The following is a 21,886-nucleotide window of genomic DNA, read 5'->3' on the forward strand; positions in this document are numbered from 1 at the left end:
CAGGCCAATGCAAATGAACCCTCCTTCCAGGCCGATGGTTCTCCCGACGCACGAGCGGCCGGTCGTACGACGGCGCAGCGTTTCGCATCTCTCTGCGCGAAGCACAACGAACATCGAGAAGATCGAGAAAATAAAAAATCATGACGACGTCTTGTGCACCTCGCATGCCACGAAGGCCGTTCATGCCGAAATGTCTATGTCATTGAAAAACCGAACGCTGAAGATGAAGAATGCATGAAGTTCTCGCGGCCCATGAATCAGCCACGACAACACGCGGTGAGACACCACGATTCCACCACGATACATCGTGGGATGCGCCATTCATCTGAGCAGAGAAAAAGACGGACGGAGAGGAATTCGTTACGTACGGGAGGGACGCCGAATAGCCAATTTTAGCATCCGGCTGCGGAGCGTGCTCGGGGCCAACCCCAACTGGTCGGCAGCTCCGCCAAGGCCTTCGATGCGCCAATCGAGCAGCGTGAGCGTTTGAAGAATATGGTGTCGTTCCTCGTCATGCAGCGTTCGCCGAGGAGTGGATTCGGTGGAGACGTGCGCATTCACCATCGCCGGATCGATACGCAACAGGCGATCGCGACACAGAATCAGGCCACGCTCCACAATGTTCTCCAGCTCCCGCACATTTCCCGGCCAGGCATAATGCACCAATCGCTCCATCGACAGTCCGTCGAAGTCCTCACACTGTCGCTTCAGCCGTTGGGAATGAACCCGCAGGAAATACCGGGCGAGGATGGGAATGTCCTCCGGGCGCTCTCTGAGCGGAGGCATATGGATGGGAAAGACGTTCAACCGATAGTACAAATCGCTGCGAAAACGCCCCTGCTGGATCGCCCGTTGCAAATCGGTGTTCGTGGCGGCAATCACCCGGACATCCACTGGAATGGCCGTTGCGCCTCCGACCCGATCAACCAGACCGTCCTGGAGGACCCGCAACAGCTTCGCCTGCGCCTCCAGCGGCATCTCGCCGATTTCATCCAAAAACAAGGTGCCGCCATCGGCGAGCTCAAATCGGCCGATCCGTTGCTGTTCGGCGCCCGTAAACGCGCCCCGTTCGTGGCCGAACAACTCGCTTTCGATCAACCCTGCAGGGAGCGCCGCACAGTTCAGTCGCACAAAGGCACGGTCGCGCCGCAAACTTTGCTCATGGATGGCGCGTGCCAGAACCTCCTTGCCCGTTCCGGTCTCCCCCGTTACCATCACGGTGGCGTTCGTCGGAGCCGCCTGGCGAGCGAGCGTCAGCACATGCTCGAAGGTCTGGCTTCGCCCGACGACGATGCCGAAATCCTGACTGGCGTTGAGTTGCTCCTCCAAATACACATTTTCTCGCACCAGCTGTTGTTTCAAACGGTGGATTTCTTCATAGGCGTTGACGTGCGCGATGGCGAAGCCGATCTGCGTTGCCACCTGCTGAAGAAAATCGACTTCGGCCGGGTCCGGATACCCCTCCTCGATGCTGCCGATGTTCAACGTTCCAAGACAGGCCTCCTGAACGACCATGGGAAGGTTGATCATGCGACCAAGCCCTTCCTGCAGATAACTCTCGTCCTCGACAAACAGTCGTTCTTTCTGAAGGTAGGGCCGCACATGCACCTGATGATGATCGTAGACCCACCCTATTGCGCTGCGCGCGTGGGGAATCATCGCATCGCTTCTGAGCACCACCTTCGGGAGATTCGTCTCCATCGCATAAAACCGGAATGCGTCCGATTCCAAATCGTACACCGTGATTCCAGCCCGCTCCCACCGAAGCACTTTCGCCAACTGATCCGTGACGGCGCGAAACAAACTCTGTCGGTTGCGCTGAGAATTCAGCACATTGGTGACGGACAACAGCGTGCGATAGTTGAGCGCAAGGTTATGCAGGACGTGCCCCCCCTCTCGGAGCAAAGACTCTCAATGAACGGATCACGACCTCTGTGTGCTGGAGCGACACGTCGTCAGGAAAGGCACCGACACGCACAGGACTCGCAGGCCCGCTTCGATGGTCGCTATAGCTTGGGCACTGTCGGCATCATAGGCCTGACCGATGGCTGGTTCCAGTCGTTCATCGAATCTTCATCAAACGTTCATGTGTCGCCGGCGGCAGCCAACTGGATCACGTGGTCCGGCACAGCTTGCCCTCGCAAGGCTTCCGCAGTGAAACTACTGACGCCCTACGCCTAAGGCACGCCGCCCCTCATCCATCTCAACGTCCGATCTGAGTCGCGAAGAACGGCGCCCGGACGCGGGTCCCAAGGATCCTGAGTCTGGACCGATTGAGGGCGTAAGAGGATTCGTCGTCGTCCCCAAATCGGGACTTCTTCGGGGAACCAATGCACTCGGGACCGGATCGCGATGCGGACGCATCCGGTCCAGGTCCGGCAAAACCCGCCCTTCAGATGATGGCCGCGGATCGCCTTTCCGGGGTACGATCCGTTGAAGCTCCTCCTCATCGTCTTCTTCATCGAGCAGGGAACCAATCGCTTCTCTGCGATCGCTCGTCACTAAATTCGTCGCGATCACTTCTTTCGCCAGAGATTCCGCCGTGGGCAATTCATCGGCATAGACATCGGTCTCATATTCGGCAGTGGACGGCGTCGCCAGAGAAGTCCACACGGATTGCCCGGACTCGGTGATGTTAATGCTCGTCACGGTCGACAGGCCCGGCCGGATCGGATGTTCCCGGAGTTCGTCCGCGGGTAAGGCGATGCGCACCGGGACACGCTCGACGATGTGAATGAAGTTGCCGGTCGAATTATCCGGAGGCAGCAGGGCAAAGGCGCTTCCACTGCCCGGCACCAGTCCCTCGACCGTCCCATGGAACGTTTGCTTCGACCCATAGAGACTCACATTCACCAACGCCGGCTGGCCGGGACGAACATGTTGCAGTTCCGTTTCACGCAAGTTCGCTTCGACCCACAGATGATCCAGCGGAACAATCGTCATTAGCAGCGCCCCTGGCTGAACGCGATCTCCCACCTGTGCTTTGCGCTTGGCGACGTATCCGGAAATCGGAGCCCGGATTTGTTGGCGCGCATATTCCAGATGCGCTTCGATCAATTGATGCTTCGCGAGATCCACCGCCGGATGGGCCATGACGGTCGTGCCCCCGATCTGCGCATCCAACGAATCCAGCTCGGCCTGGGTCTCCCGCACCTCCGCGTCCAAACTCGCAATTTTGTCTGCGGTATTTTGCAGGATCTGTTTGGAAATCGCGCCGCTCGGCGCTGCCCGTTGATAACGATCCATGTCGTGTTCGGCCAAGTCCAGGCGGGCCCGGCGCGAGTGCAGTTTTTCCGCGAGTTGTTTCCGGTTGATAAACAGCGCCGCAATACGACGCACTTCCTCCCCTAGCCGACCACGGGCCCTCCCCAGGGCGGCATAGGCTTGATGCTCGTCCAAGCGGATCATCAAGTCCCCTCGATTGACAAACTGCGTCTCCTCCGCCAGCACCTGCGTCACGATGCCGGAGGCCTGCGCCGCCACCGGCACCAGATTCCCCGTGACATAGGCGTTATCGGTTCGTACCCAAAACCGGTCATGCGTATACCAGTACACCAGATAGGCAACCGTAGCGACCAGCACCAAGACGGCCACGACCAATAGTTGCCGATTCCGGCGCGCACGAATAGCCTTCGGATGGATGCGGTAGGGGCCAACCTGCGGCGAGCCACCAGGGGATTGTGGAGTCTGGGACGTATCTGTCGTCGTAGTGGTCATAGATTTAGCTCGGATTCTGTTTCGGTCGTTTTGCAATGTCCGGATTGTGATAACCGCCGCCCAAGGATTCGATCAGATCAACTGCCGCCACCAACTGGTCGCTCTCCAAAGCCCTCAACGCATATTCCTGCTCTAGGACCGGATAACGATGCCGCAAGACCTCCCGATCATCATCGAGCCCATTCACGAGTCGCACCTTCGCCAACCGCCAGTCATCACCCAACGAGGCCACCAACCGCCTATGCGAAGCCATGATCTCATTCGTGGTCTGCCAAGCGCTCAAACTGTCGGCCACTTCCCGCATCGCATCCAGCAAGGTATCGTTATAGAGCTCCACCGCCGCATCGTACTCCGCACGTTGCGCCCCCAATTCACCGCGGAGCCGGCCGCCTTCAAACCAGGGCATGCGCAGGCCGGGTGCCAGTCCATAACTGAAGCTTTGACCGCTAAACAGAAAATTGGCCAGCTTATCGGTCCCCTTCGTCAATGTCAGCGCATTGAATCCCACGAATCCCGTCAGATCGATGGTGGGATAGAATTGAGTGACCGCCACCCGGACCATACGCGATGCGGCGTGAGCACGATAGATGGCGGCCGCAAGGTCCGGCCGATGGACGAGTAACCCCAGCGACAGATGGTCCGGCGCCGCAATCTGAGTGGGAACGATCACTTTCGGTTTGGCGAACAGATGCACCGCCTCATCAGGTCCCTTGCCCGCTAATCGCGCCAGCAAATGGCGCTGCACATCCAACTGATCTCGGATCGCCGCCTGGCGTTTGAACGCCGCTTCATACTCGGCCACCGCAATTTTGACTGGCTGGTCGTTATCGAGTCCGAGGCGAAACCGAGTCTCCGCCAGCGTCTTGAGATCCTGGCGGATGCCGATGATGGTTTTGACAATCGTGAGCTGCTGTTGCAGTGCCTGGCCACGGAAATAGGCACGGGCAATGCCCGTGGTCAATCGGAGGCGCACTTCGGCCGTTTCCGCTTCTTCGGCCCCAGCATGGCCAAGCGCTGCTTCCAGCATGGCCCGATTTTTCCCCCAAAAATCGAACTCGTAGCGGAAGCTCAACGGGTTGATAATCCCGTAGGCGATGCGTATGCCGGCCACCTCCGGATTCAACGCCGCAAACACACCGTGTTGCGAAATACGTTCATAGGTCAACGATGCCTCGGCCTCCAGAAACGGCAACAGCCGCGCCCCTTCGACTTTGACAAGAGATTCCGCCTGCCGCAACCTGGCGGCTGCACGTTTTAATCCGGGGTTGTCTTTGAGCGCCTCCTCGATCAGGCTATTCAGTTCCTGATTGCCGAACTGTTCCCACCAGTGATCCTCCGGCCAATTCTGGAGCCGGCTTGTCACCTCTGCGAGCGTCTCCGTCATTTCAGGTGCCTCAAGATATTGTGCCGCTGGATCACCTTTCGGGACCCATGCGCAGCCCCCGAAGAACAGCGCGCAGCCGATCCCGAGATAGATCGGCAATCGGCAGGCAGTTGATACACGGAATCTCATGGCCCCTCCTCAATTAATTCTTCAGCGCGCCGCTCCCTGAGGTCATCAGCTGGACTCGGCGACAACGGCAAGTGGGTCGGATGGGCGAACCACACGAGAATGCCCAATCCGACAAATAGGAAACTCGCGACGAGAAACGCATCGTTGACGCCGAGGATCGCCGCTTCCTGGCGAATCAGCTGTCCAAGCTTGGCCTGAACCTCCGCCGGCGACAACCCTGCCGCACTCAGCTTAGTCGTCAACTGTCCCATCGGATCGAACGAGATCGACTGCCGTCCGCCGAAGTGATCAGCTAGGTGCAGTTGATGAAAGTGGATTCGCCGGAACAAGACGATCCCTTGAAACGTGATCCCGAATGCGCCCGCAGCCACACGTAAAAGGTTGGCCACCTCGGCGGCTCGCAGGATGAGCGGACCGGACAGGCCGTGCAGAATCAACACCGTCACGGGCGTAAAAAACGACCCCAGAAAAATGCCTTCTACGAGCATCGGCCAGAAGAGTTCCTCATAACTATGGGGATCGTCGTACAGGCCGAGCCAGTAGAAGGTCCAGGCAAAGCCCAGACTGTTCAGACAGATCAACCAGCGCGCATCGATGTACTTGCAGAGGAGATGCATCACGGCAATGGCAGGCGCCCCCAACAACACCAACGGCAACAGGGCGAGCCCGGCCAGTTTGGATGAATAGCCGAGAATGAGTTGGATCTGCACGATCAACAGCGACAACAGCCCTTGAATCGAGAAAAACCCGAGCGTCAGACTGATGACGCCGATCACAAAATTACGGTGCATGAACAGGCGCAGATCCAGTGTGGGATGGCGCTCCCCCAATTCCCAAATGATGAAACAGGGAAACGCCACGAGAAGGACGACCGCGATGGCCTGCAGGAAGGGAGAATCCAGCCAATCGAAATCATTGCCCATATTGAGCAGTGTCTGAAGCCCCAGGAGCAACACCGCCAGCAAGATAAACCCGCCCCAATCGAATCGCGAGTACCGACGATGAAAGCCTCGCCCATATAATAAGGCCGCCAGCGTACCGACGATCACGAGCGTCAGCACGAAATCCAGGTAGAACAGAAAACGCCAGCCGAGCATATAGGAGATGTAGCCCCCCACCGGCATCCCGATGGTGAAGGGCGTAATGCTAAACAAGCCCCAGACGGTCAATGCCACCGCCTTCAATCGCTTGGGATATTCGTTGAGCAGCATGGACTGGGCGATCGGCAAGGTGATGCCACCGGCGACCCCTTGCACGATGCGAGCAGGCACAAACTGCGCAAGCGTCTGGCTAGCACCGCACAAATACGAGGCCACGCTATACACCACGAAGGCGCCGATCAACAGACGGTAATCGCCGATCCGCCCCGAAAGATATCGCGCGAGGGGAAACCCCAGAGCCAACCCGACCATAAAGTCGGTCTGCGCCCAGGTGAGAAAACTGGGTAACACACCGCCCAGATCGCCCGACACATGCGGCAGCAGGGCAATGTAGGAACCGGCATTGAACAACACCACGATATGCGACAGGCCAAGCACGGCGTTGAACAACACAAACCGCCACCCATGCAACCGTCTGAGATACACAGTGGCCATCGCCGCGCTCCAGCTCCATCACGTAATCACTTAACGAGGTGACGTATCCCGACTGCTTAGGCCCGGGCGGTCTCTGGTTGAGCAGCAGGCACCGTTGCGGAAACGGCTGGGGTCGCAGCCGACGCGCTCTTATGATGCGCCGCATAGATTGCCAATCCCGTGAACAACATACCCCCGACCAGATTCCCTAGTGTCACCGGGATCTGATTCCAGAGCCACCAGGTCGACACACTGATATTGGCCCCCAGCAACATGCCAACAGGGATGAGAAACATGTTCACCACCGCATGCTCAAACCCTTGCGAAAAGAACAACAAGGTCGGCCCCCAGATCGCGAGAATTTTTCCGGAGAACGACGACGACATGTAGGCCGCAACGACCGCCAGGCTGACCATCCAATTGCAGAGCATCCCTTTGGTAAACGCCGCAAGCAAACCGGCCGTGCCGTGAGAGGCATAATAGTTAGTTTTTGCTTCGGCGATCGCAATGAGTTTGGCCCCGACCGCATTTATTTGCGCGTCTCCTGCGGTGGTCAGCGCAATCGCGAACAAACCGGCATACAAAACGCTGCCGAGGAGATTCCCTAAAAATACCCAGCCCATGTTGGCCGCCACATGACGGAGATCGGCGTTTTTCTGACCATCGGCCACCGCGACGGGGAGCAACGCGAAACTGCCGGTGATGATCTCCGCGCCAAGCAGAATCGCCAGCGCCAATCCGAAGGGGAAGAGCAGACTGCCCAGAATCCAGTAGCCGGTTTCGACGGCCACCGTCACCGCCATGCTGGTCCCGATCCCGAGATAGGCGCCGGCCAGCATGCCGCGGAGCACGAGTTGACGCGGGGGTAAGCTGAGCTTCAGCGCGCCGCCGGCCAGCATACTGTCTACTACACCGTATGGCTTCACATAGTCCATCACATCCTCCTTGTTCGGTTCGCCGGCTATCACTGTCGGCGCGATGCCTGGTACGGTCACGGAGATGTTTCTCTTACAGGCCTTCAGCAAGGCGCGTGCCGCATCGTTTCTCGCTGGCCCGTCTACCTCGTAGACTGGTAGAGACGCTGGTTCCTCGCTGCCGGGACCGAATCCTCATCTACATCACCCGCTCCCTTGACGAAGCGGGTGAATACGGGCGAGATCGCACGGGCGCACGGTGCGAAACCGCTCATTCTGCATCCGGCCGCAAGAACTGCATGAGGAGGAGAGCCCGGCATCCGCGCAAGACGCAATAGATTTCCCCTGGAGGGACGCCTTCCCCGACGGGACGGATCAGGCGACAAAGTTGCACAGAGACAAGCGAGCGGACTACCATATCTACCCTCGGAGAGTACGACCGCCCTTGAGTGACCTGCTCAGCAATCTGCCCATTGCCCGCAAGTTGTTTCTTGCGTCGGTGATTCCTGCGCTCACCGTGCTGCTCCTCAGCGTCTTGACCTACCGCAGCGTCACCACGTTCTCCGACGACGAAGGCCAACTCAATGACATCTATTACTCCCAGCGATTGGCCTCGGAGTACCTGCGGCTCATCGTAGACCTCGAAACAGGGTTCCGGGGGTTCGTGCTCACGAGCCAGGAGCATTATCTGTTCCCCTACCGGACCGCTCAGGACCATGTGCTGAACATCGGCAAGACGCTGGAAGCGCAGGTCTCCACCTATGACGATCAACGCGCGTTGATCACCTCCGTCCAACAATACGTCAGGCAATTCATCGATGAAAAAGAAGTGTTGATCGAAGCCGTCAAGGCCGAGCATCCCGACGAGGCACGGCTGTACATCGAGGAGGGCAAAGGGCGGACCCTGATGTTGAAGATTCGCCAGGACATGGGACGCTTCGAGCATCTCGCCCAGACGGCGCTGAATACCAAACTCGCAAAACTCGCTCAGGATCGCGACACCATGCTCATGACCATCCTGGGAGGTGGGCTCTTCGCGTTGATCTGCATGGTGGCCGCCTTGCACCTCATCGCCCACTCCATCACGACACCGCTCGAACGCCTGGCCAGGGCCGTCGTGGCGTCCGATAGCAACCCGATCCCGCAGGTTCCTGTCATGACGCGAACGGATGAAATCGGCAACCTGTCGCGCGTGATGCACACCATGAGTTCCGCCATCCATTCCCACATTGCCATGGTGCAACAATCGGAAGCGAACTTGCGCCAGCTCAACCAGGACCTGGCCGGGTCAGAGGCCAAGTATCGCAGTATCGTCGACCACGCGCCTTTCGGCATCTTCACCACGCGCGGCATGACCCTCGTCTTCAGCAACCGCTACAACAGCTTCCTCGCGGGTCTCGACCCGAGCGAAGAAAAAGACCCGGACGCAGTCCGCCGCGCCATTCACCCGGAGGACCGAGCCCGGGTCATCGAGGAATTCTCACAGGCGGTGGCGGAAGGACAGCCCTATGAGACCGTCTTCCGATTTCTCCATCCGGATGGCACAGTCAAAAAAGTTTTGAGCCGGCGCATTCCGATTCGCGATCATTCCGGAGCGGTCGTCATGCACCAGGGGTTCAACGTGGACATCACCGCCCTTGACCTCATGCAATCGCGGCTGCGTCGGGCCGAGCGACTGGCCACACTCGGGCAGGTGGCCGCAGGCATCGCGCACGAAATCAGAAACCCGCTCGTCGGCATCGGTTCGACGGCGTCCCTCCTACTCGACGATACCGATCCGACCGATGTGCGCCGCCCCGATCTGGCCGTCATTCTGCGGGAGACCAAACGTCTCGACCGGATCGTGAACCAGATCATCGACTATGCCCGTCCCCGTGAGATCGTGGCCTTCGCCTTCGACATGGCACAGCTGGTGCAGGAAGTCATGAAGGTGTTGGATGAGCCGCTCACGCGCAAACAGGTGACCATCCACCTCTCGGCGCCGGACTCCCCCTACACCATTCAGGCCGACCGCGATCAACTGAAACAAGTGCTGCTCAACGTCTTGCAGAACGCGATCGAAGCCAGCGCCTCCGGTGGGGCAATTGCCATCACCCTGGCCCAGCAAGCACGAGGTGTGGAGCCGGGGCTGGAAGTCGCAGTCGCAGATCGGGGAACCGGGATCAGCCCCACCCATCTCCCACACGTGTTCGAACCGTTTTTCACCAGCGGCAAACCGCGAGGCACCGGGCTAGGACTTGCCATCAGCCGCAACATTCTCGAGGCGCACGGCGGAGACATATCGCTGGACAGTGAATTGGCGCGCGGCACCACCGTTCGCGTCTGGGCGCCCTTGCGACAACAGCCACCCCGACTACAGGAAGAGGAACAGCATGCAGGCCACGATCTACGTCACGGATGACGAACCAGCTATTCGATCCGCCATTGTCAAACGCCTTTCGCGACGCCACCACATCGTGACCGGCTTCGAATCGGGCGAGGATGTGATCCGGGCCGTCACCCAGCATGTGCCGGACCTTATCCTGCTGGATTTGAAGATGCCCGGCTTGGGAGGCGCCGAAACGCTCAGACAGCTCCGCCCGATCGCTCCCCACACGTTGATCATCATGCTGACGGCCTATGGCACGGTGGAGGATGCGGTCGAAGCGATGCGGTTGGGAGCGTACGACTTCCTCATCAAATCGGTCGATCTCTCCAGTGTGGACCCTGTCGTCGAACGCGCCGTCGAGTTCCTCACCCTGCGCCACCGAGTCGAATTTTCGCTTGAAGACCAGAACAATGCCTACGCGTTGGCCAATATCGATGCACGCAGCCCGGCGATGCAGCTGTTGCTCGGTCAGGTTCGGGATGTGGCGGAGAACGCCAAATCCACTGTGCTGCTCCAAGGCGAAACGGGCACCGGCAAGGAGTTCCTGGCGCGGGTCATCCATTGCAACAGCCCGCGCGCCACCGGTCCCTTCGTCGGGGTGAACTGCACGGCCATTCCGAAGGAGCTCTTTGAAAGCGAGCTGTTCGGCCACGAACGGGGCGCCTTCACCGGCGCCCATCAACGCAAACGCGGGCTACTGGAGAAAGCCGAAGGCGGCACGTTGTTTCTGGACGAAATCGGCGACCTGGATCCGGCCATGCAAGCGAAGCTGCTTCGCGTGCTGCAGGAACGCACGTTCAGACGCGTCGGCGGCACGGAAGACCTGTCCGTAGACTTTCGTTTGATGACCGCCACCAATCGCGACCTCAAGAAAGACACGGTGCGCGGCACCTTCCGGGAAGATCTTTTCTTTCGTCTGAACGTGGTCACCTTCGAACTCCCGCCCCTGCGCGTGCGCACGGAGGATATTCTCCCGCTTTCCATGCAAGCCGTGCTGCGATTCGGCAAGGAGTTCGGCAAAGACGTCGTGGAGATTGAGCCGGAGGCGCAAGCCTTGCTCCAACGGTACCCCTATCCGGGCAACATTCGCGAACTCCAGAACATCATCGAGCGTGCCATGATTCTCTGCCACGACAAGACCTTGACCGCCGGCTGCCTGCCGCGTGAATTGCGCGAACAGTCCCCTCAGATCGCCGTGGCCATGGCGCAGGGCGAGCACCCCTCGCTTCGCATTGAAATGGTGCTGGGGCAACAGACGCTGGCGGATATCGAATCGGCCCTGATCGAAGAAGTCGTGCGTCTCTCGGATCACAACAAGACGCTGGCCGCCAAACATCTTGGGTTGACACGATTCGCCCTGGACCGGCGCCTCAAGAAGCAAATGGAACAGGCCTGAACCGACAGTCGGGAAGGAGTGCATCCCGGGGTTGAACCGCATCACCCAGGGACGGATAATGGGCATATGAATCAGGCAGGCGATGGTCGCCAAGCATAATAGCTGGGTCCTCCCAGGCATCGTCGGATTGACCTGCGGCCTCTTCGCGCTCGATCTGTTCATGCCGCTCGGGATCGCCATTGGCGCGCTCTACGCCGGAATCGTGCTGCTGGCCTCATTCTCCACGAATCCACGACTTCCGCTGCTCACCGCCGCATGCGCCACAGCGCTGCTCATTGTAGGGGCCGCGGGAGGGCCCCGCCTGAGCAGCATTCCGCTGTGGGTGGGCGTCACCAATGCGTCCCTCGGGCTCGTCGTCGTGTGGATCTCGGCCGTGCTGCTGCGACAACGACAGCGTGCGGAGATTCGACTACGCCAGGCGAAAGACGAACTGGAGGCGCGCGTGGCCGCCCGCACCAGCGAACTGGCTGACGTGAACCGCACCCTATTGCATGAAATCTCTGAACACGTCGAGACGGAAGAGTCCCTCCGCGCCAGCGAGCGCGATCTTGCCATCAGTCGGCAGGAGTTGCAGGACCTGGCAGCCCGTCTTCTCACGGTCCAGGAGGAGGAACGCCGGCGCATCTCTCGGGATCTCCATGACGACATCAATCAACGATTAGCCATGCTCATCGTTCAAGCCGAGTCGCTGGAGAGCAACCTCCCCCCCTCGGCCGACGACTGCAGCAAGGAGCTGCGCTCGATCCAGGATCGGCTCACCGAACTGTCGGACGATGTGCGCCATCTGGCCTATCAGTTTCACCCGTCGATTCTGGACGACCTGGGACTCACGGTCGCCTTACAGCGCCTGCTCGATGAATGTGCGGTCCGCGCCAACCTCCATGGCTCGTTCGAAGCGCCGCCGACGCCCCTGACCGTGCCGCAAGCCGTTGCTACCTGTCTCTACCGCATTGCCCAAGAAAGCCTGGCGAATGTGATGAAACATGCACAGGCGAACAAGGTGACGGTCTCCCTTGCCGCGACAGCCGATGCCATCACGCTCACCGTGCAAGATGACGGAATCGGGTTTGACACTCAGCGACTAGCGGACAGCCATCGCGGGCTTGGCCTGATCAGCATGGCGGAACGCCTCCGCCTAGTCCACGGGACCGTCACCATCGATTCGATCCCTCACCAGGGCACACGCCTCTATGTCACAGTTCCGCATGCGGAGATTCCCATATGAGCACGCCCCCTCGAGTGTTGCTGGCCGACGACCATACGCTGGTGCTGGAAGGATTCCGGCGGATTTTAGAGCAACGATGCGACGTCATCGGGACCGTGGAGGACGGCCGCGCGTTAATCGAGGCGGCCACGCAGCTGCGCCCCGACCTGATCCTGCTGGATATCTCCATGCCATTATTGAACGGAGTCGATGCCGCCCGCCAATTAAAGAAGCTGCTGCCGGACGTGAAACTCATTTTCGTCACGATGCATGCGGACCCGGCCTATGTCAGCGAGGCCTTTAAGGCCGGCGCCTCGGGCTACCTGCTCAAACGGTCCGCGGCCAGGGAGCTGGAGCAAGCCATCGACTCCGTGTTGAAGGGACAGTATTTCGTCACCTCCCTGCTGACCAAAGACCTGGTGACGACCCTCTCCGAAGCACAGGCCGGCCTGTTTGCGCAACGGCAGGAACTGACGCCGCGCCAACGGGAGGTGCTGCAGCTCATTGCCGAGGGACGCACCATCAAGGAAATCGCCTCGCTGCTGAACATCTCTCCCAAAACCGTGGAGTTTCACAAATCTCAGATCATTTTCCATCTCAACCTCCGTACCACCGCAGAACTGACGAAGTACGCGCTTGCGCATGGACTGACCTCGGCGTAGCTGGTCAACACCCCCCGATCCCTTCGCCAACGGATGCATCCCCGATATGTGCCTCGGTAGATTTCACCGCAGACCTAGGGCATTGCCTAGTTGCCCCCCTTCTTTTTGTTCGTTACTCTACGCGTATGGGTTTGGACGCTTCCATGCTCATCCTTCTTGCTGGCTTGGTATGGTCGACGAAGGGCTGGACGATGAACGATGCAGCCATACAATGTCAGGTGTGTTGGCGCGTGCAGAATGACAGCGCCGACGGAAAGTCCTGTGCGACGTGGTTAGACCTGCAGACGTTCATGGATAATTACAATGCGACATCGCATCTCCCTCGCATGTCCGAAGGATATTGCCCCCAGTGCACCACCTTGTACCACCAACTCACACAAGAACAGCTCTACGACGCGTAACTCATCCATACATGACATGACGGGGCCCTGATCCCACGTGGTGGGGCTCCATCGACAGGTTGTCCTGCAATCGTTACAAAAAACCTGTCCATTTCGTTTCCGTTGTCTCGAAGGGCGACAACGGATCGCTCACAGAGGAATGCTCGCGACCAGATGCATCGAACCATACCGTCGACGTTTTCGCCAAGCCGGCTCCATCGAATCGCACAGTGCTGGACTCGCTTTATCGCAAGTCATTGGGAGACCCCTCCTACACCACACAGACTGGACGCTCGCTGGACACACCGGCTTGGCATCCAACCCTGCCCTCTCCGTACCATACCTCGCAGCACACACTCCTGTGCGCTTGATCGACTTCACTCCGCGAAGATGCTACGTTGGTTGAAGCAGAACAACGGGTTCTCACGTAGTAGTGACGCCCCGTTCAGTGCCTGGCACGGTTCTGCGGAGGGAGGAATGGCGACGATGAGCTACGCAGATCGATGCGGTTCGATGCAGGAGCCGCTGCAGTTATCGGAGGCCGGAGACGGCCGGGTGTGTGGACCGACTTCCATGCCTCAACGATCCACACCATGGGGCCTACGAAGAATGCCGGTGGGCAGGCTCGACGCGACGATCACCGCTTGCGGCCTCCTCGCAGGCCTCTTCCTCCTGCTCCTCAGTCCGATCCCCAGCCGCGCCGGCGACCGGTCAATCGCACCGTCGGCAGGGCCGGCTGAACCGGTCTATTCGCTGGAATCCGTACTGAATTTGGCCTTAACGCACAATCCCGCAGTCGCCAGCGCAGAAGGAACCATCGACCAGAACCGTGGACAGCAGGTCGCCGCCTATACCTATCTCAATCCCTCGGTCAGCGCCAACAGCGGCGTCGGCAAGATGCGCGATCTGGGCCTCTTCGATCCGGCCGTGCGCGAGCGTGTGACGGAATTCAATGTGACGGTGGGACAACCGATTGAGTGGCCGTCGAAACGCGCGGCACGTCAACGGGCCAGCGAAGCAGGCGTGGCCGCCGCCTCGGCTGGACTGGCGGAAACCCAGCTGAATTTGGTCGCCGACGTGAAGGTCGCGTTTTATGATCTCCTGCTGGCTCAGCGCGCGTTGATCCTCGCACAGCAAAACCTGGCCACGGTAGAGGATGTCGATAAGGCCGTCCGGACCAGGGTACGCCTCGGTGAAAGCCCTCAGTTCGAAGCGATCCGGTCCGGAGTGGAGGTGCTGAAGGCCAATCAATCGCTGACGAGAGCAGGCAATCGCGTCCGCGTCAATCGCGTCATGCTCGATACCCTGACGGCTGGCTCGCTCGGCCAGACGTATGCCATTGATGGGCAACTCCACCGTGCAGGCCCTGGATTCGGCATCGATATCTTGACGGAACGTGCGCTGACACAACATCCGACGATCATGCGCTTGCAAAAGGCCGTCGAACAGGCCGACCATAGTTTGGAATTTGAACGTCAGGCCCGCGTGCCCAATATCACGATCGGAGGCAGCTACTGGCGGGAGATCGGGCGGGAAGCGTTCACCGGCGGCGTCACATTCCCGACCCCCGTGTGGGACCGGCGGCAGGGAGAAATCATCTCAGCCTTCGGCAGCAAACGGAAAGGCGAAGCCGAATTTCTTCGTGCAAGGAATGAACTCATCAGGAACGTCAGCCAACATTTCCAGGATGCGAAAACGACCGCGGATATGATCGAAGTCTATGAGAAGGGACTCCTGAAACAGGCCGACGAGGCGCTGCGGATCGCGAAGTTCAGTTTTCAGCAAGGTGCATCCAGTCTCATTGAAGTACTCGACGCCCAACGTGTGCAGCGCCAGATTTTGTTAGACTATGCCCAGGCTCAGTTCGACCTCTCCATGTCGCTCGCGCTCCTGGAACGCGCCGTGGGGGGCGCCATATGATGCACGACACGACACAAGTCACGACCCAATCAAGTTTATTCCGGCCGAATCGTAACCGGCCGTTTCCCCTGAGGCTGCTGGCCGGCTCACTCCTGCTGCTCGCGTTGTCGGGCTGCGAGGGCCCACCTCCCAACGCGACTGGAGCAAACCCGCCGCCGCCCTCCCTCGACAAAAGTCTAGTTCGGTTGACCGCCGAGGAAATGAAGTCGGCAGGCATCATCATCAAACCCGTCATGCGCTCGGAATTTCGCACGATCCGTGACTTCCCCGGCACGGTCGAACCAAATGAACATGCCCTGGCCGAAATCACCACGCTTGTCCGCGGACGGGTCATCGACGTCTATGCCGACTTGGGCCGTGAGGTCAAAGGGGGCACCCTGCTGGCCCTGCTCTATAGCAGCGAACTGGGGATGGCGCAATCGGCGTATCTGAAGGCGACGGCCAAGCTGAACGTCGCCGAACGCGCGTTCAGGCGGGCGGAATCGCTCTTGAAGGAAAAGGTCATCGGCGTGGCAGAGTTGCAACGACGAGAAGGAGAAATGCTCAGCCTTCGGGCCGAGCTGCGAGAGGCTCGCGACCGCCTCTTGATCCTGGGTCTCACGGAGGAAGACTTGCGCAATCTGGATCGCAATCACACGATCCGCTCCCACGTCCCGGTGGTGGCGCCCTTCGATGGCCGCGTCATCGCTCGCAACCTGACCAAGGGCGAGGTCGTAGAAACCACTGAAAAACTGTTCGTGGTCGCCGACCTCTCTGATGTCTGGGTGACGGCGGTCATTCCCGAGAAGGATATCCCCTACATCCGGGCCGATCAGACAGGAGCAGGTCAATCGGTGGAGGTCCATGTGGCCGCCTATCCCGGACAGGCCTTCCAAGGGCGCATCACCTATGTCGGAGACGTGCTCGACCCCGCGACCCGGACGATGCGGCTTCGGCTGGAATTGCCGAATCCCGAACGCAAACTGAAACCCGCCATGTATGCCACGGTGCGGGTCTATTCCGAACCGGAGGCGAACGTGCTGCTCATCCCCCAGGCCGCCGTTCAACGCGACCGAGACCGGCAATTCGTGTTTGTCGAACGCGAGCCCGCCATCTTTGAGGCACGCGATGTGAAATTAGGCAGTTCGAACGGCCGTGAAATCAAGGTGGAAGACGGACTGCTGGAGGGAGAATCGATCGTGACGAACGGTGCCTTCGTGCTGAAATCCGAACTGCTCGGGGAACAGATGTAACCCGATGCTGTCTTCCCTTCTGGCCTTCGCTCTCCGTCAACGTGTTCTGGTCGTTGTGATGGCGTGTATCCTGACCGCCGGAGGGATCTATGCCTTCCGCACCATCGCCATCGATGCCTTCCCGGACGTCACCACCGTGCTGGTCCAAGTCGTCACGAAAGTGCCCGGCATGTCGCCGGCAGAAGTCGAACGGTTCGTCACCTTCCCCATGGAACTCCAGCTCATGGGTGCGCCGGGGCTGACGGACATTCGCTCGTTTTCGAAGGTCGGCCTGTCGATGATCACCGTCGTCTTCAAAGACGACATCGATATTTATTTGGCCCGGCAGGTCGTGCTTGAACGAATCCTCGAGGTCCAAGAGCTGCTACCCCCTGGCTCCTCATCGCAATTGGTGCCGAACACCACCGGCTTGGGGGAAGTGTATCAATTCTACCTTGAGGGACCGCACGACAACGACAAAGACTTTGTGATGAGCGATTCGGACCTCATGGAGCGGCGGACGATCGAGGACTGGGTGATCAGACCGCTACTCAAAGGGCTACCCGATGTCGTGGATGTGAATTCGCTGGGCGGGTTCGTCAAACAGTACCAGGTGATGGTCGAACCAGGGCTGCTTCGAAAATACGGCCTTGCACTCCATGAGGTGTTCGATGCCGTCGCCAATAACAATGCCAATGCCGGCGGGAACATTCTGGAAAAGGACGATGAAAAATATGTGATTCGCGGTGTCGGGCTGATCAAGACGCTCGAGGACATCGAACACATCGTCGTCAAGCAGGTGGGTGGCACCCCCGTCTACGTGCGAGATGTGGCGGAGATTCGAATCGGACACGCCGTCCGGCACGGCGCTGCCGTCCTGAATGGGAAACACGAAGTGATCACCGGCATCGTCCTGATGCTGCGCGGCGGCAATGCCCGGGACGTGGTGCAATCCATCAAGGACAAGATCTCGGAGATTCACCAGAAACACCTGCTGCCGAACGGGTTGCGCATCGTTCCGTTCTACGACCGGATCGAACTAATCACGGCAGCGCTTGATACCGTCTACAAAGCGCTGCTTGAGGGCATTGTGCTGGTGGTCGTGATTCTCTTTCTGTTCCTCGGCAACGTGCGCAGCGCCCTCATCGTGACCGCCACGCTGATCGTGACGCCGCTGGTCACCTTCATCATCATGGACCAAGTCGGCCTCACAGCCAATCTCATGTCGCTCGGCGGATTGGTCATCGCCATCGGCATGATGGTCGATGGCTCGGTCGTGGTAGTGGAGAATGTGTATCGACACCTCGCCGAACAGCGAGACGACCGCTTCAACAAGACCGAGGTCATCTTGCATGCCGTCACTGAAGTCGGACAACCGGTGATCTTCGGCATCCTGATCATTATCCTCGTCTTCCTTCCGATTCTGACCCTGCAGGGCATGGAAGGAAAAATGTTTCAGCCGCTCGCCAATACGATCATCATTGCGCTGCTGGTCTCCCTGGTCTTGTCGCTGACCCTCTCACCTGTTCTCTGCGCGATGACGCTGAAACGGGGAACGGAAGAGGACACCTTCCTGCTCCGCTGGGCCAAGCAGGTCTATCTTCCAACATTGCGATGGGCGATGGGACATCGCGTCACCGTGCTGGCCGTTGCACTCGGACTGCTGGGCGCTAGCCTGGCCCTGTTTCCCTTTCTCGGAGGAGAGTTTATTCCCATCTTGAACGAGGGATCGATTTCGCCCCAGACCATTCGCTATCCCAGCATCTCACTCGATCGATCCATCGAGATCGAAAAGGAGATGCAGCGCGCCGTGATGGAGTTCCCCGAAGTGCGCATGGTGGTATCCAAGATCGGCCGCTCGGAGATGGGAAACGACCCGCAGGAACCTAATGCCAGTGACCCAACCGTGAGTCTGCGTCCGATGGACGAATGGACCACGGCCAAAACCAAAGCCGGACTCGACGATGCGATCCGCAAGCGCATTGAAAAGGTGCCGGGGGCCAATTATCTGCTCAGCCAGCCGATCCAACAACGGGTGGATGAGCTGCTGTCCGGAGTCCGATCGGAAGCCACCATCAAGATACTGGGGGATGATCTGTCCGTACTGAGAAGTACGGCTGAAAAGATTCAGACCATCATGGGGTCGGTCCGGGGCGTGGGCGATGTGCGGGTCGAGCAACTCTTCGGCCAGACCTACCTCACCATCGACATCGATCGCAACAAAATCGCCCGCCATGGCATCAATGTCGCCCATATCCAGGAAATTATTACCACGGCGATCGGACAGGAACCGGCCACCCGCGTCTACGAGGGAAACAAACGATTCGATTTGACGTTGCGGTATCCTGAGCAATATCGAAACAGCGTCGACACGATTAAAAATATCCTGCTGACGACATCCTCCGGGGCTCTGATTCCACTCGGAGATCTCGCCACGGTCGAACTGCAAGAAGGACCGTCCTTGATCAGTCGCGAGGGGCTACAGCGCCGGATCTATGTCGGGTTCAACACGCTGGGCCGGGACATCGAAAGCGTCGTCGCCGAAGCTCAAGCCAAAATCGCGAAAGAGGTTCACCTTCCAGCCGGGTATCATTTTGTATGGGGCGGCTCGTTTGAAAACATGCAGCGAGCTATGGCTCGATTGAAAATCATCTTGCCGATCACGATCGGTTTGATTTTCATCCTCCTGTTTGCCTCATTCAATTCAGTCCGGCATGCGGCGCTGATCATTATGAACCTGCCCTTCGCGATGATCGGCGGAATCGTCGCCCTCTGGCTGACAGGTGAATATTTGAGTGTGCCGGCCTCCGTCGGATTCATCAATCTGTTCGGCGTGGCGGTCCTCAACGGAATCGTGCTGGTCTCCTATTTCAACAAGTTGCGGGAAGACGGCCTTCAAGGCGATGACGCGGTGATCAAAGGGTGCACACTTCGGCTCAGACCGGTCCTGATGACCGCGTTGGTGGCGCTGCTCGGCCTCATGCCACTGGCATTCGCCCATGGCATCGGTTCAGAAGTGCAGCGCCCGCTGGCCGTCGTGGTGATCGGAGGGCTCGTCAGTTCGACCCTCCTCACCTTGATCGTCCTGCCGGTGCTGTATCGATGGCTCGATCCTCCAGACCAACCAGCCGGGCCCGAAGCGGAACCAGCCCATTGACGACGTTTCTCTCGGATGAGGATGGGCATTTCCCACGCCATTCTCACACATCCGCGTAATGTCCCTAGTGATATGCCGAGGTTACCCGGATGAGATAATCGTGTACGATCTCTATCCTGGGGGAGTTTCCATTTTAACGTTGGCGTTGCCCTCTCCGTGTCACACGCCACGAAAGTTGATGCAAGCAACACTATGGCGTGGACGTTTCTCTGTGTCGCCGGGCTCTTTGAAATCTGTTGGGCCATCGGGTTGAAGTACACCGACGGGTTTACCCGACTGTGGCCCACGGTTGGAACCTTGATTGCCATGGCAGCGAGTTTCGGTTGCCTGGCTCAAGCGTTGAAAACAATTCCGGTAGGAACGGGATATGCAGTATGGACAGGCATCGGAGCAGCAGGCACCGCCGTCCTCGGGATGGCCTTCTTCGCCGAAACTGCGTCGACCATCAAAGTGCTTTCATTGCTCTGCATCATCCTCGGCATCATCGGGCTCAAAAGCAGCTCCTAAGCCATTCAGCAGTGATGTTCGTTCACGAATTCACCTAGACCATGTTGCCACTCACCACCCCCGCACAACCAGAGTCTTCAGTATTGCATTTCCCCAATTGCAAGCCCCCGAAGCCGACCGGCTGGACGCTTGGAGAATGGCCACTGCTCCTGCCTATCGGAACGGCCGCCCTATTTTTCCACTATGGCCATGAGTGGCTCAGTGACCTCTCTAATCCCGTGCGACTGAGCGCCATCCTTGGCTGGCTCCTGCTCGTGATTATTCTCTCCGCCTTTGCCGTACTCCGCCATGCGGAGCACCTTGCGAAGCGCCTCGGCGAACCGATGGGAACCGTGATTCTCACCTTGTCGGTTACCGGAATCGAAGTGATGATGATCGCCGCCTTTATGTACACGGGCAACGGCAATGCCTCCCTGGCGCGGGATGCCATGTTTGCCGTGGTCATGATCGTGCTGAATGGTATGGTCGGGCTTTCGCTGCTGCTCGGCGGCTTGCGGTACCACGAACAGACCTACAATCTACAGGGGGCGAACGCCTTCCTCGCGGTCATTGTCCCGCTGGCTGTGCTGGGACTTGTGCTGCCGAATTTCACGATCTCCTCGCCGGGCCCGACGTTTTCCCCCCATCAGTCCATCTTTCTCATCGTCATGTCCTTAGGTTTGTACGGCGTCTTTCTCGCGATTCAGAATCTCCGCCACCGCGACTACTTCGTGGCGCCCCGCAGTCATGGCAAACGCAAAACAGCCCGGCTCCATGATCAGCCTGAACCGGCCCCGAAGACGCCTGTCTGGCACCATACCCTCCTCTTAATGGCCTACCTGCTTCCACTGGTGATCCTCTCGGAACATGTCGCCACACCGATCGACTACACGCTTCGCTTATGGAATGCCCCCCACACCTTAGGTGGCGTACTGGTGGCGGGACTGGTGTTGGCTCCCGAGTCTCTTGGCGCGGTCCGTGCCGCGCTGGCCAATCAATTACAGCGCTCCGTCAATATTCTCCTGGGATCGGTGCTTGCGAGTATCAGCCTCACCATTCCGGCCGTCCTCGCCATTGGATTCTTCACTGAATCGACGATCATTCTCGGCATCGACACGGTCGACACCATTCTTCTGGTTCTAACCTTTGTGGTTAGCATGCTGACCTTTGCCGTCAGGCGCACCAATGTCCTGCTCGGAGCCGTCCACCTACTCCTGTTCCTGGCTTACCTCATGCTGATTTTCGAGAAGTGATCGGATAAGAACCGTGTACGCACAGCAGGGGTTTCGCATCTCGGCTTGTCTCGCCTGATCGTTCGAATTCGCACACCGTGCACAGTGCAACACCATACTTCTGACAATGAAGTGGCGCTCATCGAGACCGG

General features: G+C 58.9%; 14 protein-coding genes. 9 read left to right on the forward strand and 5 right to left on the reverse strand.

The genetic code is table 11. The annotated features are described in order from the left end of the window. Nucleotides 1-360: 360 nt before the first annotated feature. The 5 genes from V9G17_04780 to V9G17_04800 form a co-directional block, all read right to left on the reverse strand. Nucleotides 361-1,905 (reverse strand): sigma 54-interacting transcriptional regulator, encoded by a 1,545-nt coding sequence (locus V9G17_04780; GenBank protein ID MEI2751896.1) that lies wholly within the window; start codon nucleotides 1,903-1,905, stop codon nucleotides 361-363. 255 nt (nucleotides 1,906-2,160) lie between these two features. After that, the gene (locus V9G17_04785; protein MEI2751897.1) at nucleotides 2,161-3,717 is read right to left on the reverse strand and encodes an HlyD family efflux transporter periplasmic adaptor subunit; all 1,557 of its coding nucleotides are present in this window, start codon (nucleotides 3,715-3,717) and stop codon (nucleotides 2,161-2,163) included. Between the two features lie 4 nt (nucleotides 3,718-3,721). Beyond that, nucleotides 3,722-5,230, reverse strand: a complete 1,509-nt coding sequence (locus tag V9G17_04790; GenBank protein MEI2751898.1) for an efflux transporter outer membrane subunit — start codon at nucleotides 5,228-5,230, stop codon at nucleotides 3,722-3,724. Next, nucleotides 5,227-6,825 carry a DHA2 family efflux MFS transporter permease subunit gene (locus tag V9G17_04795; GenBank protein ID MEI2751899.1) on the reverse strand — a complete coding sequence of 533 codons (1,599 nt, stop codon included), beginning with the start codon at nucleotides 6,823-6,825 and terminating at the stop codon, nucleotides 5,227-5,229. The genes V9G17_04790 and V9G17_04795 overlap by 4 nt, the downstream gene beginning before the upstream one ends. A 56-nt stretch (nucleotides 6,826-6,881) precedes the next feature. After that, on the reverse strand, nucleotides 6,882-7,739 hold the full coding sequence (locus V9G17_04800; protein ID MEI2751900.1) for a formate/nitrite transporter family protein: 858 nt from the start codon (nucleotides 7,737-7,739) through the stop codon (nucleotides 6,882-6,884). Nucleotides 7,740-8,163: 424 nt separating this feature from the next. On the opposite strand from V9G17_04800, the gene V9G17_04805 reads away from it, so the two are divergent. The 9 genes from V9G17_04805 (at nucleotide 8,164) to V9G17_04845 (ending at nucleotide 21,755) form a co-directional block, all read left to right on the forward strand. Next, nucleotides 8,164-10,119, forward strand: a complete 1,956-nt coding sequence (locus V9G17_04805; GenBank protein ID MEI2751901.1) for an ATP-binding protein — start codon at nucleotides 8,164-8,166, stop codon at nucleotides 10,117-10,119. Next, nucleotides 10,091-11,482: a sigma-54 dependent transcriptional regulator gene (locus V9G17_04810; GenBank protein MEI2751902.1), complete on the forward strand. Its 1,392-nt coding sequence runs from the start codon at nucleotides 10,091-10,093 to the stop codon at nucleotides 11,480-11,482. Before V9G17_04805 ends, V9G17_04810 begins: the two co-directional genes overlap by 29 nt. A gap of 82 nt (nucleotides 11,483-11,564) precedes the next feature. Then, nucleotides 11,565-12,707 carry a sensor histidine kinase gene (locus V9G17_04815; protein ID MEI2751903.1) on the forward strand — a complete coding sequence of 381 codons (1,143 nt, stop codon included), beginning with the start codon at nucleotides 11,565-11,567 and terminating at the stop codon, nucleotides 12,705-12,707. Continuing rightward, nucleotides 12,704-13,348 (forward strand): response regulator transcription factor, encoded by a 645-nt coding sequence (locus V9G17_04820; GenBank protein ID MEI2751904.1) that lies wholly within the window; start codon nucleotides 12,704-12,706, stop codon nucleotides 13,346-13,348. Before V9G17_04815 ends, V9G17_04820 begins: the two co-directional genes overlap by 4 nt. Before the next feature lie 866 nt (nucleotides 13,349-14,214). Beyond that, complete coding sequence (locus tag V9G17_04825) at nucleotides 14,215-15,648, forward strand: TolC family protein (protein MEI2751905.1); 1,434 nt, start codon at nucleotides 14,215-14,217, stop codon at nucleotides 15,646-15,648. Then, nucleotides 15,645-16,880 carry an efflux RND transporter periplasmic adaptor subunit gene (locus V9G17_04830; protein MEI2751906.1) on the forward strand — a complete coding sequence of 412 codons (1,236 nt, stop codon included), beginning with the start codon at nucleotides 15,645-15,647 and terminating at the stop codon, nucleotides 16,878-16,880. The genes V9G17_04825 and V9G17_04830 overlap by 4 nt, the downstream gene beginning before the upstream one ends. A gap of 4 nt (nucleotides 16,881-16,884) precedes the next feature. Then, nucleotides 16,885-20,016, forward strand: a complete 3,132-nt coding sequence (locus V9G17_04835; GenBank protein ID MEI2751907.1) for a CusA/CzcA family heavy metal efflux RND transporter — start codon at nucleotides 16,885-16,887, stop codon at nucleotides 20,014-20,016. Nucleotides 20,017-20,208: 192 nt separating this feature from the next. Continuing rightward, nucleotides 20,209-20,523 (forward strand): quaternary ammonium compound efflux SMR transporter SugE, encoded by a 315-nt coding sequence (gene sugE / locus V9G17_04840; protein ID MEI2751908.1) that lies wholly within the window; start codon nucleotides 20,209-20,211, stop codon nucleotides 20,521-20,523. Nucleotides 20,524-20,564: 41 nt separating this feature from the next. Beyond that, complete coding sequence (locus tag V9G17_04845; GenBank protein MEI2751909.1) at nucleotides 20,565-21,755, forward strand: calcium:proton antiporter; 1,191 nt, start codon at nucleotides 20,565-20,567, stop codon at nucleotides 21,753-21,755. The last annotated feature ends 131 nt before the right edge of the window (nucleotides 21,756-21,886 follow it).

It is taken from the genome of Nitrospira sp. (assembly GCA_037045225.1).
Classification (GTDB): domain Bacteria; phylum Nitrospirota; class Nitrospiria; order Nitrospirales; family Nitrospiraceae; genus Nitrospira_A.

Bases quoted from the DNA above. Each gene is read 5' to 3' on its own strand.
- V9G17_04785 (MEI2751897.1), bottom strand. From the start codon at position 3,717: ATGACCACTACGACGACAGATACGTCCCAGACTCCACAATCCCCTGGT.
- V9G17_04790 (MEI2751898.1), bottom strand. From the start codon at position 5,230: ATGAGATTCCGTGTATCAACTGCCTGCCGATTGCCGATCTATCTCGGG.
- V9G17_04795 (MEI2751899.1), bottom strand. From the start codon at position 6,825: ATGGCCACTGTGTATCTCAGACGGTTGCATGGGTGGCGGTTTGTGTTG.
- V9G17_04800 (MEI2751900.1), bottom strand. From the start codon at position 7,739: ATGGACTATGTGAAGCCATACGGTGTAGTAGACAGTATGCTGGCCGGC.
- V9G17_04810 (MEI2751902.1), top strand. From the start codon at position 10,091: ATGCAGGCCACGATCTACGTCACGGATGACGAACCAGCTATTCGATCC.
- V9G17_04815 (MEI2751903.1), top strand. From the start codon at position 11,565: ATGGTCGCCAAGCATAATAGCTGGGTCCTCCCAGGCATCGTCGGATTG.
- V9G17_04820 (MEI2751904.1), top strand. From the start codon at position 12,704: ATGAGCACGCCCCCTCGAGTGTTGCTGGCCGACGACCATACGCTGGTG.
- V9G17_04825 (MEI2751905.1), top strand. From the start codon at position 14,215: ATGAGCTACGCAGATCGATGCGGTTCGATGCAGGAGCCGCTGCAGTTA.
- V9G17_04830 (MEI2751906.1), top strand. From the start codon at position 15,645: ATGATGCACGACACGACACAAGTCACGACCCAATCAAGTTTATTCCGG.
- V9G17_04835 (MEI2751907.1), top strand. From the start codon at position 16,885: ATGCTGTCTTCCCTTCTGGCCTTCGCTCTCCGTCAACGTGTTCTGGTC.
- sugE (MEI2751908.1), top strand. From the start codon at position 20,209: ATGGCGTGGACGTTTCTCTGTGTCGCCGGGCTCTTTGAAATCTGTTGG.
- V9G17_04845 (MEI2751909.1), top strand. From the start codon at position 20,565: ATGTTGCCACTCACCACCCCCGCACAACCAGAGTCTTCAGTATTGCAT.